This window comes from Burkholderia sp. 9775_39 (assembly GCF_015712225.1).
GTDB lineage: Bacteria > Pseudomonadota > Gammaproteobacteria > Burkholderiales > Burkholderiaceae > Burkholderia > Burkholderia cenocepacia.
Map to the genome: position 1 here is coordinate 120,752 of NZ_JACCQC010000018.1, position 12,560 is coordinate 133,311.

General features: G+C 68.5%; 14 protein-coding genes. 1 reads left to right on the forward strand and 13 read right to left on the reverse strand.

Going from position 1 to position 12,560, the window contains the following annotated elements; all coding sequences use genetic code 11:
• Positions 1-51: 51 nt before the first annotated feature.
• The 3 genes from lipA to H0X90_RS23710 all read right to left on the reverse strand — a co-directional run bounded on the left by lipA (position 52) and on the right by H0X90_RS23710 (position 2,203).
• Complete coding sequence (gene lipA / locus H0X90_RS23700; protein WP_006499067.1) at positions 52-1,044, reverse strand: lipoyl synthase; 993 nt, start codon at positions 1,042-1,044, stop codon at positions 52-54.
• Entirely contained in the window at positions 1,037-1,792 is a 756-nt protein-coding gene (lipB, locus tag H0X90_RS23705) for a lipoyl(octanoyl) transferase LipB (RefSeq protein ID WP_077189761.1), read from the reverse strand. The genes lipA and lipB overlap by 8 nt, the downstream gene beginning before the upstream one ends.
• An 84-nt stretch (positions 1,793-1,876) precedes the next feature.
• On the reverse strand, positions 1,877-2,203 hold the full coding sequence (locus H0X90_RS23710; protein ID WP_006485239.1) for a DUF2917 domain-containing protein: 327 nt from the start codon (positions 2,201-2,203) through the stop codon (positions 1,877-1,879).
• 102 nt (positions 2,204-2,305) lie between these two features.
• On the opposite strand from H0X90_RS23710, the gene H0X90_RS23715 reads away from it, so the two are divergent.
• Positions 2,306-3,295, forward strand: a complete 990-nt coding sequence (locus H0X90_RS23715) for a transcriptional regulator GcvA (RefSeq protein WP_006485238.1) — start codon at positions 2,306-2,308, stop codon at positions 3,293-3,295.
• A 23-nt stretch (positions 3,296-3,318) separates the two neighbouring features.
• Here H0X90_RS23715 and H0X90_RS23720 read toward each other — a convergent pair whose 3' ends face one another.
• The 10 genes from H0X90_RS23720 to H0X90_RS23765 all read right to left on the reverse strand — a co-directional run bounded on the left by H0X90_RS23720 (position 3,319) and on the right by H0X90_RS23765 (position 12,480).
• Entirely contained in the window at positions 3,319-3,627 is a 309-nt protein-coding gene (locus H0X90_RS23720; protein ID WP_011546305.1) for a YbeD family protein, read from the reverse strand.
• On the reverse strand, positions 3,627-4,553 hold the full coding sequence (locus tag H0X90_RS23725; RefSeq protein ID WP_006485237.1) for a D-amino acid aminotransferase: 927 nt from the start codon (positions 4,551-4,553) through the stop codon (positions 3,627-3,629). The genes H0X90_RS23720 and H0X90_RS23725 overlap by 1 nt, the downstream gene beginning before the upstream one ends.
• A 48-nt stretch (positions 4,554-4,601) precedes the next feature.
• A complete protein-coding gene (locus H0X90_RS23730; RefSeq protein WP_006485243.1) occupies positions 4,602-5,912 on the reverse strand; it encodes a D-alanyl-D-alanine carboxypeptidase family protein in 1,311 nt (436 codons plus the stop codon).
• Between the two features lie 508 nt (positions 5,913-6,420).
• A complete protein-coding gene (locus H0X90_RS23735; protein WP_006485236.1) occupies positions 6,421-7,065 on the reverse strand; it encodes an alpha/beta hydrolase in 645 nt (214 codons plus the stop codon).
• A 13-nt stretch (positions 7,066-7,078) separates the two neighbouring features.
• Positions 7,079-7,396, reverse strand: coding sequence for a ferredoxin (locus H0X90_RS23740; protein ID WP_006485233.1), 318 nt, complete (start codon positions 7,394-7,396; stop codon positions 7,079-7,081).
• A 154-nt stretch (positions 7,397-7,550) separates the two neighbouring features.
• Complete coding sequence (locus H0X90_RS23745) at positions 7,551-8,702, reverse strand: VanZ family protein (protein WP_006499070.1); 1,152 nt, start codon at positions 8,700-8,702, stop codon at positions 7,551-7,553.
• A gap of 19 nt (positions 8,703-8,721) precedes the next feature.
• Positions 8,722-9,345 (reverse strand): ABC-type transport auxiliary lipoprotein family protein, encoded by a 624-nt coding sequence (locus H0X90_RS23750; protein WP_011546311.1) that lies wholly within the window; start codon positions 9,343-9,345, stop codon positions 8,722-8,724.
• 83 nt (positions 9,346-9,428) lie between these two features.
• Positions 9,429-10,358: an MlaD family protein gene (locus H0X90_RS23755; protein WP_058901839.1), complete on the reverse strand. Its 930-nt coding sequence runs from the start codon at positions 10,356-10,358 to the stop codon at positions 9,429-9,431.
• Positions 10,359-10,375: 17 nt separating this feature from the next.
• On the reverse strand, positions 10,376-11,290 hold the full coding sequence (locus tag H0X90_RS23760; RefSeq protein ID WP_006481553.1) for an ABC transporter ATP-binding protein: 915 nt from the start codon (positions 11,288-11,290) through the stop codon (positions 10,376-10,378).
• Entirely contained in the window at positions 11,287-12,480 is a 1,194-nt protein-coding gene (locus H0X90_RS23765; RefSeq protein WP_226244851.1) for an ABC transporter permease, read from the reverse strand. Before H0X90_RS23765 ends, H0X90_RS23760 begins: the two co-directional genes overlap by 4 nt.
• Between the last annotated feature and the right edge of the window lie 80 nt (positions 12,481-12,560).

Sequence of the window (12,560 nt, forward strand, 5' to 3'; positions counted from 1 at the left end):
GGGCTTTTTTCGACTGCTCGGGACTGCTGCAGATGGAGGCGTGTGCGATGCTCAGACCACCCCGGCCCCATGCGCCTGCAGATCGGCGTGATAGCTCGAACGCACCATCGCACCGACGGCCGCGTGCGTAAAGCCCATCTTGTACGCCTCTTCCTCGTACATCTTGAAGGTATCCGGATGCACGTACGCGCGCACCGGCAGGTGGTGCTCGGACGGCTGCAGGTACTGGCCGATCGTCAGCATGTCGACGTCGTGCGCGCGCAGGTCGCGCATCACCTGCAGGATTTCCTCTTCGGTTTCGCCCAGGCCGACCATCAGGCCCGACTTCGTCGCGACGTCCGGATGCAGCGCCTTGAAGTCCTTCAAGAGCTTCAGCGAATGCGCGTAGTCGGAACCCGGGCGCGCTTCCTTGTACAGGCGCGGCACCGTTTCGAGGTTGTGGTTCATCACGTCCGGCGGCGCGGCGTTCAGGATCGAGATCGCTCGGTCGAGACGGCCGCGGAAGTCCGGCGTCAGGATTTCGATGCGCGTGTCCGGCGACTGCTCGCGCACTTCGCGGATGCACTCGACGAAGTGAGCCGCACCGCCGTCGCGCAGGTCGTCGCGGTCGACGCTCGTGATCACCACGTACTTGAGCTTGAGCGCCGCGATCGTGCGCGCGAGGTTCTTCGGTTCATCCGCGTCGAGCGGATCGGGACGGCCGTGGCCGACGTCGCAGAACGGGCAGCGGCGCGTGCACTTGTCGCCCATGATCATGAACGTCGCGGTGCCCTTGCCGAAGCATTCGCCGATGTTCGGGCAGCTCGCCTCCTCGCACACGGTGTGCAGGTTGTGCTCGCGCAGGATCGTCTTGATCTCGTTGAAACGCGAGCTGCCGGTGGCCGCCTTCACGCGAATCCACTCGGGCTTCTTCAGCTTTTCGATCGGAATGACCTTGATCGGGATGCGCGCCGTCTTCGCCTGCGCCTTCTGCTTGGCGGTCGGATCGTAGGCAGGGGTCGCGGCCGTGTCGGCCGGTGCGGGAGAAGCGGTAACGTCAGTCATTCGATTGTTCCAGTGCGTGCGGCTTGTCGGCGGCCGCGGATGCGCCGTCGAGGTGGGCGATCAGACGGCGCACCAGCGTGCGGGCGACGTCGTTCCAGTCGGCGGCAACCTCGAGGCTCGCCATGTCGACGGTTTCCAGTCCGGCATAGCCGCACGGATTGATCGCAAGAAACGGGCGCAGATCCATCTTCACGTTCAGGCTCAGCCCGTGATAGCTGCAGCCGTTACGGATCTTCAGGCCGAGGGCCGCGATTTTCGCGCCCTCGTGCACGCCGGATGCCACGTAGATCCCCGGCGCGCCCGCCTTGCGGACCGAAGCGAGATTATACGCCGCGAGGGTTTCGATCACGGCCTCCTCGATCTTCGTCACGAGCGTGCGCACCATCAGCTTGCGCCGGCGCAGGTCCAGCAGCAGGTAGACGACGATCTGGCCGGGGCCGTGGTAAGTGATTTGTCCGCCGCGGTCGACCTTCACGAGCGGCACGCCGCTGTCGGCCACCAGCAGGTGCGCCGGGTCCCCGGCCTGGCCGAGCGTGTAGACGGGCGGATGCTCGACCACCCAGATCTCGTCGCCGGTGTCGGCCGTGCGCGTATCGGTGAACGCGCGCATCGCGTCGAAGCTCGCCTCGTACGCCTCGCTGCCCCGCCAGCGCACGGTGACCGGCTGGACCGGCTGATCCGGGGCTCCGGCGGACGATGCGGAAACGGCGACAGGCGTGGACACGATGGAAACCGGCGAAACGGACATGGGCGGTAGTTTACCGAAAACCCGTGGGTCTCGCCGGCCTGGGGAGGGGGACGGATCGCCGGTATCCGTCGGATGAAATGATGGTCAGACGGTGCGCCAGCCGTCATGGAACAGCGCGCTCACGCGTTGGCGCAGCCGGGTCAGCCCGCCGAGCGCGACTTCCCGCGGCGGCCGCGACACCGAGAACGCGACGCATGCGCCCTCGCGGCCTTCCGCGCTGAGCCACAGCCGCTCGCCGCGGCGCAGCTTCAGCGTCTCGCCGTCGGCCAGGAAGTAGTCGTCGACGTCGTTGCTGCGCGTCGCCCAGACCGGCCCGCACTGGACGACCAGCCGCGTGCTGCGTTGCACCCTCATCGGCACGGTCTCGCCCGGGGGAATTTCGAAGGTGATGCTTGAAGAGATTTCTTGCATGATCGACTCCGCCAATAAGTGCTCCGATGGCTACAATCGTAGTCACTCGAAGGCGTCCGACCAAACGACCAATTTTCACGTCGATGTGAGGAAAATTAGCAAATGGACCTCCGCCAGCTCCCCGCGCTGAACGCGATTCGCGCGTTTGAAGCCGCCGCGCGCCACGAGAACTTCTCGCGCGCCGCCGACGAGCTGTTCGTCACGCACGGCGCGGTCAGCCACCAGGTGCGCGCGCTCGAGGAAGAGCTCGGCGTGCAGCTGTTCACGCGCAACGGCAAGCGGCTGTGCCTGACCGACGCCGGCATGCGGTACGCGCAGCAGATCCGCACCGCGCTGATGGTGATCGCCGACGCGACGCGCGACGTGCGCGCGAGCGACCGCGACCGGCGGCTGGTGGTGTCGATGCTGTCGTCGTTCGCCGCGCGCTTCATCACGCCGCGCATCGGCACGTTCATCGAGCGGCATCCGGAAATCGACGTCGAACTGCAGTCGACCAACTCGCTCACCGATTTCGCGCGCGACGACGTCGATCTGGCGATCCGCTTCGGCTTCGGCAGCTATCCGGGGCTGCACGTGGAGCCGCTGTTCGAGGAGGTGTTCTTTCCGGCCTGCGCGCCGACGCTGAATGGCGGCAAGCTGCCGCAGACGCCCGCCGATCTCGTGCACTACCCACTGCTGCGCTCGGACGACGAGCTGTGGCGGCCATGGTTCGACGCGGCCGGGCTCGATACGCTGACCGAGCCGAAACGGGGGATCCTGTACCAGGATTCGTCGAACCTGCTGCTGGCCGCGATCGAGGGCCAGGGCATCGCGCTGGTGCGCCGCTCGCTCGCGGTCCACGACCTGCTCGACGGGCGCATCGTGCGCCTGTTCGACATCGACGGGCCGAGCCCGTGGCACTATTTTTTCGTGTGTCCGCCGCCGCTGCTCAACACGCCGCGCGTGCAGGCGTTCCGGACCTGGTTGTTCGAGGAGGTCGCCGAATACAAGCGGCTGTGCGACGAGCTGGACGCGCGGCGCGCGGCGGGAAAATGCCCCGCCGAGTGCGCGCTGGAGGGAGGATGGAAAGGGATCAGCGGCCGTTTGCGCTGATCCCGGGCCACCGGAACGGCCCCTTAGAGCACGACCTTGACCATCGGATGGCCGGTCAGCGCGCGGTAGATGTTGTCGAGCTGTTCCTGGCTCGTCGCGCGCACGGTGATCGTCAGGCCCGTGTAATTACCGCCGCTCGACGCGCGCTCCTCGATCTTCTCGACGTCGATCTCGTTGTCGTGAACGGCCACGACCTTGAAGATCGTGTCCTTGAACTCGGGATGCGCCTTGCCCATGATCTTGATCGGGAAATCGCACGGAAACTCCAGCAGCGACTCCTTCCGGGTCTCGATCGCGCCGGTGACCTCGACGGTTTTGGTCGGTTCGCTCATCATTTTCTCCGGGTTAGGTCAAACTGTTCAAACTCGCGTGCCTTCGCACGCTGGTACGCGTCATACAGCGCCGCGAACACGGGGCCCGGCTTGCCGCCCTGCACGGGCAGATCGTCGAGCGACGTCACAGGCAGGATTTCCTTCGTGGCCGACGTCAGCATGATCTCGTCGGCCGAGCGCAGTTCGACCTCGCTGATCTCGCGCGCGACGAACCGGATCCCGCATTCGTCGGCCAGCTGCTCGACCAGCGCGTAGCGGATCCCTTCGAGGATCTTGTTGCTGCGCGGCGGCGCGAACAGTTCGCCGTTCTTCACGATCCACACGTTCGACGACGAGCCTTCCGTCACGTTTTCGTCGCGCAGCTGGATCGTCTCGAACGCATCGCGCTCGGCCGCATGCTGCGCCATCAACACGTTGCCGAGCAGCGAGATCGACTTGATGTCGCAATGCAGCCAGCGACGGTCCTCGGCCGTCACGCAGCGCACGCCCTTCGCGCGCTCCTCTTCCGACGGCAGGCGCAGCGGGCTCGTCATCGCGAACACCGTCGGCACCGCGTTCGCCGGGAACGCGTGGCCGCGCTTCGCGACGCCGCGCGTCACCTGCAGGTAGACGAGCGCGTTGCCGTCGCCGAGGCCTTCGGCATTCGCCGCGACCACCCGCTCGATCAACGCGCGCCAGCCCGCCGCATCGTGCGGGTTGTCGATGCCGATCTTCTTCAGGCTGCGCGCGAGCCGGTCCAGATGCTGTTCGATCCGGAACGGCACGTGCGCGCCGTCGTGCGCATAAACGGGGACGACTTCATACACGCCGTCGCCGAAGATGAATCCGCGGTCGAGCACCGGCACACGGGCTTCGGACAGCGGCACCAGTTCCTCCTGCGCCGAGACGCTGAGGTAGACGATCGGTTCGAATTCGGCTTGGCTCATGGCTATGACAGATGGGGATGAAGTCGTGAAAACAAAGGCCCGTCGTGCTTACTTCTTCTTGCTGAACATCAGCAGGATCGAGTCCCAGATACGTCCGAAGATACCCGCTTCCGGCACGGCCTGCAGCGCGACGACCGGGAATTCGGACAGCGTCTTGCCGTCGGCGACGATCTTCACGGTGCCGACCTGCTGGCCTTCCGCGAGCGGCGCGATCAGCGGCGCGTTCACGTCGACTTCGGTCTTGACCTTGTCGCCGAGGCCGCGCGGCACAGTCGCCCACTGGTCGCCCTTCACGCCGACCTGCACGGTGTTGTCCTTGCCCTTGTAGATGCGCGGCGTCGAGATCGCCTGGCCGCCCTTGAACAGGCGCACCGAATCGAACGCGCTGTAGCCGTAGTTCAGCATCTTCATGCTGTCCTGCGTGCGGTCGTTTTCCTTCTGCTCGCCCATCATCACCGACACGAGACGGCGCTGGCCGTCGACACCGGGGATCGCGCGCTTCGCCGATGCGATCAGGCAGAAGCCGGCCGCCTGCGTATGGCCCGTCTTCAGGCCGTCGACCGTCGGGTCGAGCCACAGCAGCCGGTTGCGGTTGCCCTGGCGGATGTTGTTGTACTTGAATTCCTTCTCCGAGAAGATGCCGTAGTACTGCGGAAAATCGCGGATCAGGTGCGCGGACAGCTTCGCGAGGTCGCCGGCCGTCGTGTAGTGGTTCGGGTCGGGCATGCCGTTCACGTCGGCGAAGTGCGTGCCCTTCATGCCGAGACGCGCCGCCTCGTCGTTCATCAGCGTGACGAATTGCCCTTCGCTGCCGCCGACGAGTTCGGCCAGCGCGATCGCGGCATCGTTGCCCGACTGGATGATCATCCCGTACACGAGGTCGTGCACGGACACCGGCTTGTTCGCCTCGATGAACATGCGCGACTCGTCGCGGCCGACGCGGCGTACCGCGTCGCTCGGCGTGACGATCTGCTCCATCGAGATCTTCTTCTTGTCGAGCGCCTCGAACACGAGGTACGCGGTCATCAGCTTCGTCAGCGACGCCGGCTCGACGCGTTCATCCGCATTGCCCGATGCGAGCACCGTGTTGCTCGTCGCGTCGACGAGCACCCACGAGCGCGCGTTCACGCCCGGCGGCGGCACCGCGCCCGGCATGTAGGTCGCGGGCGCGCCGGTGAACTGCTCGGCGGCCGGCGCCGCATGCGCGGCCTTGGCCTTGGCGGCCGGCTTCGCCTCGGCGACGACGATCGTCGATGCGAGCGCGACGGGCAGCATCACGCCGAGCGCGACGTTGCGCGCGGCGGTGCCGAAGGCGATGGAGGAAGCGAGGGACTTGAGGCCTTGGGAAGACAGACGCATGATCGATTCAGGCTGATGGCAGAAAGTGCGGTGCGAAACGCGCAGGGTTGAACGGCAAGGCGGCGGGCGTGTCGGGCACTCGCCCGACACCGTCGGGCGACGCGAAACGCGCCGGTTGGACTCGTGCGGACGCGTTCGGTTCGCGGCCGTCGCGAGCGGGCGGACAGGCGGCGAAACGAGCGCGGCATGGGCCCAGCCGGGCCGCGGGCGACGCGGAATGCGGCCATTATACGTGGCCGCGAACGGCGTTTTCGCGAACCTGGCAGCGGACGCCCGCATACCGGCTGCGAGAGCATAGCGTGGAGACGCGGCGGGCACGTGCGCTCGAAGCCGCGCGAAAGGCATGCGCAGGCGGTGTGCAAGTCGGGTTGCACCGCGATGCCGTAGGCGGCGCACCGCGCTGTGCGGCGCGCTGTCACGTGAAGTTTCGGGAAGGGTCGCGCATCGTCCGGCCGGGGCCGATGCGCGGTACGGGCCGCCGGCGCCTACGCCGACGCCCGCATGGCGGCTAGCGCCACGCGTCGACGATGATGCGCTTCAGCACATGCAGCTTGCGATGGAGGAAATGCTCGGCGCCGGGGATCACGACGACGGGCAGCTCCTGCGGCCGCGCCCAGTCGTACACCGATGCGATCGGCACCGTGTCGTCGGTTTCGCCGTGGATCACGAGCGTGTTCTCGGGCACGTCGGCCACTTGCCAGCGGCTCGCGGCCGTGCCGACGAACACCATCCGCTCGATCGTCTCGCCCGCATCGCGCAACCGCTTCGCGACGTGCGACAGCACGAAGGTGCCGAACGAGAAGCCCGCGAGCACGAGCGGCAGGTCCGCATACGCGGGCTGCGCGCGCATGTGCGCGAGCACCGCGAGGAGATCGTCGGCCTCGCCCGTGCCGTTGTCGTGCACGCCTTCGGTCGCGCCGACGCCACGGAAATTCGACCGGTAGACGACGTAGTTCAACTGCACGAGCGTGCGCGCGAGCGTCTGCGCGACCTTGTTGTCCATCGTGCCGCCGAACAGCGGATGCGGATGCGCGACGAGCGCGATGCCGCGTGGCGCGGCGCCGCCTTCGCGCACGGCGTCGGGCAGGTCGACCGCGATTTCGATCTGGCCGATCGGGCCCGCGATCAGCGATTTCTGCGTATGAACGTTCATTCGGCCGGCCCGCTCAGATCTTCAGGCGATCGACGACCTTGCCGTCGCGCAGATGCGATTCGACGATCTCGTCGATGTCGGCCTGATCGACGTACGTGTACCACGTCCCCTCCGGATACACGACCATCACCGGCCCTTCCTCGCAGCGGTCGAGGCAGCCGGCCTTGTTGATGCGGACCTTGCCCGGCCCCGCGAGGCCGAGTTCCTTCACGCGCTTTTTCGCGTATTCCTGCATGGTCTGTGCATCGCATTGCGCGCAGCTCGGACGTTCGGCGCCCGGGTCGCGCTGGTTCAGGCAGAAGAAGACGTGGTGCTGGTAGTAGGAATCCATGATGGTGACGAGCGGCCCGGCACGAGGCCGTGCGGAAAGAGGGGCGATGGATTGCCGTTGCGCGAGGCGGCAACGGAGGATGCGGACGATTATAGCGACCGGCGCACGCGGCTGCCCGCGGCACGGCCGCCGCCGCACGGCCCGGACTGCGGCGTCAGCGGCGCAGCGCGGCCGGCAGCCACGCGTGCTCGACGCGCTGGCCGAGCCAGATCAGCGCCGCGTAGGGCCAGATCCACGCGAGCCAGCGCGCGAGGCTGTTGAAGTGCACGTAGCGCCCCTGCCGCCAGCCCGACAGCGTGAAGTCGAAGAACGGATTGACCGGCAGCAGGTTCACGAGCGCGACGCCGGCCAGCAGCGCGAGCGCCGCGAGCAGCGCGCGCCACGTCGCCGGCACGCGCAAGGCGACGAGCGCCGCCGCGAAGCCGAGCTCGATGCCGAGCCGCGCGCCGGGCGTCGCCCACACGACGACGAGGCCGGTGGCCGACTGCATGAAGGTCGCCGCGGCCTTCAGCACGAGCGTGGCGACCACCAGCGCGACCAGCAGCCGGATGCGCGGCGCGTGCGGGCGCATCGCGAGCGACGCGATCGCCAGCGCGGCGAACAGCATCAGCCCGCCGAGCATGGCTTCCCACGCCGAATCGGACAGCCAGCCGTCGACCCGCTCGGGCCATTCGCTGACGCGCCAGGCGGCCGGCAGCCACGCGAGCACCGCGTCCTGCATCGACGCGTCGGCGCGCTCCCACAGCGCGGCCGGCCAGTCGCCGATGCCGAACAGGAACGGCGACGGAAACACGATCGCGAACGGCCACAGCGCGGCGAGCAGCAGCGGCGTCGACCCATCGGCTTCCAGCCACGCGAAGCGCAGCCGGCGCAACACGCCGCGGTCGAGCAGCGCGCCGGTGGCCGGCGCCGCGAGCGCCGCGCCCAGCAGCGCGCCGAACGCGTTGGCGCCGAGATCGAGGTTCGACGCGACACGCGTCGGCAAATAGGTCTGCAGCGCTTCCATCGCGCCCGACAGCAGCACGCCGAGCACGCCCGCGATCAGCGTCGCGGCCACGCCGCGCCAGCGCGGATGCAGCGCGAGCACGCCGAGCGCGCCGAACGGCAGATAACCGAGCACGTTCGTGACCACGTCGAACGTCGTCACGTAGCGCTGCATCGGCGCGAACAGGTAATCGAACGGGCCGATGCCGAGCGCCGCCCAGCCTTCGAACGGATACAGCGACGCATAGACGATCAGCGCCGCATAGGCGGCAAATGCCTGCCGTGCGAGCGGTGACGCGCGATGCGGGCCCGGCACGTTCATCGCGGCTGCACGGCCTGCGTCACGGCGTGCCCGCGTACGCCTGCACGCCGACCCACGCGGCGATCTGCGACACGAGTTCGTCGCTGGCCGCCGCGAGCGCGCGCGCACCGCCGGCGGCGTCGGGCGTGCTCGACGGCGCGCGCGCGACGAACGTGCGCTGGCCGAGCACCTTGCCGTCGAGCATCAGCGTCGCGCGCGCGGTCACCGCGCCGTGGCTTTGCGACTGGCCGTCGAAGACCTGTTCGAATTCGCTGAGGTCGACCTTGAGGGTCGGCGCACGCACGCCGTCGGCGCCTTCGAGCACCGTGCCACGCGACGACAGCGCGCCGCGCAGCCGCTGCGTGAGCAGTTGCGCGGGCGGCGCGGTCCAGCGGCTGTCGCGATAGACGGCCACGTGCTGCGCATCCGCGTACGCGAGCCGGTACGCGAACTTGTCCGAGTCGAGCGCGTCGGGCGCGGCGACGTCGAGCACCTTCAGCGCGGGGCCCGAACCGGTGGTCGTCACCGACGACGCAGGCCCGAGGTCGTAGCGGATGTTCGACAGCACCGCGTCGTTGCCGGCGCAGCCGGCCGCCAGTGCGAGCGTCAGCACGGCCAGCGCGGCCGCGGCCGGGCGCAGCGCGCGGTCAAGGATTCGTGGCATGGCGTATTCCTGCATGATGTTTCCGGTTTCGATGGGCGTCATGACCCGGCCGTTTCCGGCTGGACCCTCGATGGGTTTGCGCTTCACTTCTCGGCCGTGGCACCCGGCCACACGAAGCCTGCTTCGCCGGGCCCCGGCGCCGCGCCGGGCGAACCGAACAACAGACTGCGCGGGTTGCGGCCGAGTTCACCGGCGACGTCCTTCAATTGCCGCGACGCGTCGCCGACGCTGTCGGCCAGCGCATTGAAGCGCGGCAGCGTGTCGTACTGCACGCGCGCATTGAGGCCGTTCAGCGCGACGCCGACCTGCTCGGCGGCCGTGCCGGCCTTGTTCAGGTTCGACACGAGGGGCCCGTTCGGCTGCATCAGCGTGTTCGCCGACGCCATCGCGCGGTTCACCTCGTGCATCGTCTCCGGCAGCGCGGTGACCGCCGGGCCGAGCTGCTTCGTCAGCGTCGCGGCGCCGTCGGCCGCGTGCTGCAGGCTTTCGGCGGTCGCGCGCAACTGCTCGCGCATCTCGGGCGACATCAGCGCGTTCGCGCTCTTCGCGGCCAGTTCGAGCTGCCGCAGCAGCACGTCGCCGCGCTCCTGGATCTGGTCGAACAGGCTCGGCCGCATCGGGATCTGCGCGATCGCCTTCGGCGACGACGGCAGCGGCGACAGATCGCGCCCCGTATCCTCCAACTGCACGAATGCGATGCCCGTCACGCCCTGGAAGCCGAGGCTGCCGTAGGTCGACTGCGTGATCGGCGCGTCGTGATCGACGAGAATGCGGATCCGGATCTGACCCGGATGCGTGCGATCGAAGCCGATCGACTGCACCTTGCCGACGTCGAGGCCGCGAAAGCGCACGGCCGCGTCCGGGAACAGCCCCGTCACGTTGGTGCGCGCGAGCAGGTCGTACGGCACGCGCACGGTGCGGTCGACGTTGAACCAGAACACGGTGCCCGCGATCGCGAGCGTCAGCGCGATCGTGAACAGGCCGGCCCAGAACGCATGTGATTTGTTTTCCATTCGCGGGTTCCTTGCTTCTACAGCTCGACGCTCGACAGCGCCGGTTCGAGGGCCGCCTTCGGCAGCTTCGCGCGCCGCTCGGGCGGCAGCGCCTGCAATGCGCGGCGCCCGCGCAGCCCCAGGAAATATTCGTGGATGAACGGATGGTCGACGTTCGCGGCCTCCTCGACGGGCGCGGCGACCAGCACCTTGCGGTCGGCCAGCACCGCGACGCGCGTCGACAGCGCGACCATCGTGTCGAGGTCGTGCGTCACCATCACGACGGTCAGCCCGAGCGTGCGGTGCAGTGTCGCGATCAGCTCGACGAATTCGTCGGACGCCTGCGGATCGAGGCCGGCCGTCGGCTCGTCGAGGAACAGCAGCTCGGGCTCCAGCGCGATCGCGCGCGCGATGCCGACCCGCTTGACCATCCCGCCCGACAGCGCGGCCGGCATCTTCGACGCGTGCTTGCACGGCAGCCCGACCATCTCGAGCTTCAGCATCACGATGTCGTGCAGCAGGTCCGGCGGCACGCGGCCGAGCTCGCGCAGCGGCTGCGCGACGTTGTCGAACACCGTCATCGACGAGAACAGCGCGCCCTGCTGGAACAGCATCCCCGAGCGCGTGCGCATCATCCGCGCGCTGGCGTCGTCGATCGTCGCCGTATCCTCGCCGAACACCTTGATCGTGCCCGACGTCGGCCGCTCCAGGCCGAGGATCTGGCGCACGAGCGTCGTCTTGCCGGAGCCCGAGCCGCCGACGATCGACACGATCTCGCCGCGCCGCACGTCGAAGTCGAGCTTCTGGTGAATGATGTTGCGCCCGTAGCGCTTGGTCAGGTTGCGCACCTCGATCACGAGGTCGCCGGCATCGCCGGCCACGTCGGGCCGGGCGCCGACCGACCCGGCGCCGATGGCCGCGGCATGCGCGGTCGTTTCGTTCGATGCGTTCATCCGAGCCCCACGTTCTGGAACAGGATCGCGAACACCGCGTCGGCGAGGATCACGACCGTGATCGACGACACCACCGACGTGGTCGTGCCTTCGCCGAGGCTCTGCGAGTTCGCCTTGATCCGGAAGCCGAAATGGCACGCGACCAGCGCGATCAGCATGCCGAACACGACGCCCTTGCCGAGGCCGATGTACAGGTTCGCGATCGGCACCACGCCCGGCAGCGAGCGCACGAAGTAATTGACGTCGATGCCGAGCACGAACTTCGCGGCGATCGCGCCGCCCGTCAGCGCGATGATGTTGGTCCACATCACGAGCAGCGGCATCGCGACGCCGAGCGCGAGCACGCGCGGCAGGACCAGCCGCAGCCCGTGCGGGATGCCCATCACGCGCATCGCGTCGAGTTCCTCGGTCACGCGCATCACGCCGATCTGCGCGGTGATCGCCGAGCCCGAGCGGCCCGCGACGAGAATCGCCGACAGCACGGGGCCGAGCTCGCGAATCACCGACAGCCCGAGGATGTTCACGATGTAGCGGTTCGCACCGAACGTCTGCAACTGCTGCGCGGACAGGTAGCTCAGCACGATGCCGATCAGGAACGCGACGAGCGCGGTGATCGGCAGCGCCTGCGCGCCGGCGCTGTAGATGTTCGCCGAGGTTTCCCTCCACGGCATCGTCTGCGGGCGGCGCAGCACCGACAGCGCATCGAGGATCACGAGGCCGAACATCGCGATGCCGCCCTGCAGGTGTTCGCCGAACGAGAAGATCGCCTGGCCGAGCCGCGTGACGGGATCGACGCGCACCACGCGCTCGGGCGCCTCGCGTTCACTGTCGAGCCGCTCGATGCGCTCGAAGATCGTGCGCTGCGTGGCGCTCAGCGCGACGCCGGCCGGCAGCTTGCGGCCCCATACGCGCCACAGCGCCTGGCCGCCGACGTGGTCGAGCCGCTCGATGCCGGACAGATCCCATTCGCTCACGCGCCCGGTGGCGATGCTCGCGACGCGGCGCGCCACGGCGCCGCGATTGCGCGCGAGCGCGAGCGCGGTCCACTGGCCGGTCAGGCGCACCGTCTGGCCCTGGCCGCCGACGTCGACCGACAGGCCGGGAGGAGTCTCGAAGTCCAAGGGCAGGTTGTTTGCAAAAGGATGACAGCGGCCATTGTAGCGAACCGCCCGGCGCCGCGACGTGAGGATTTCCGTGTGGGCGGCGAGCTCGGGGCGCGAGCGGGGGCGCGCAGCCGGGGCCGCCGCGCTCGGCGCGCGTGGTCGAGAGC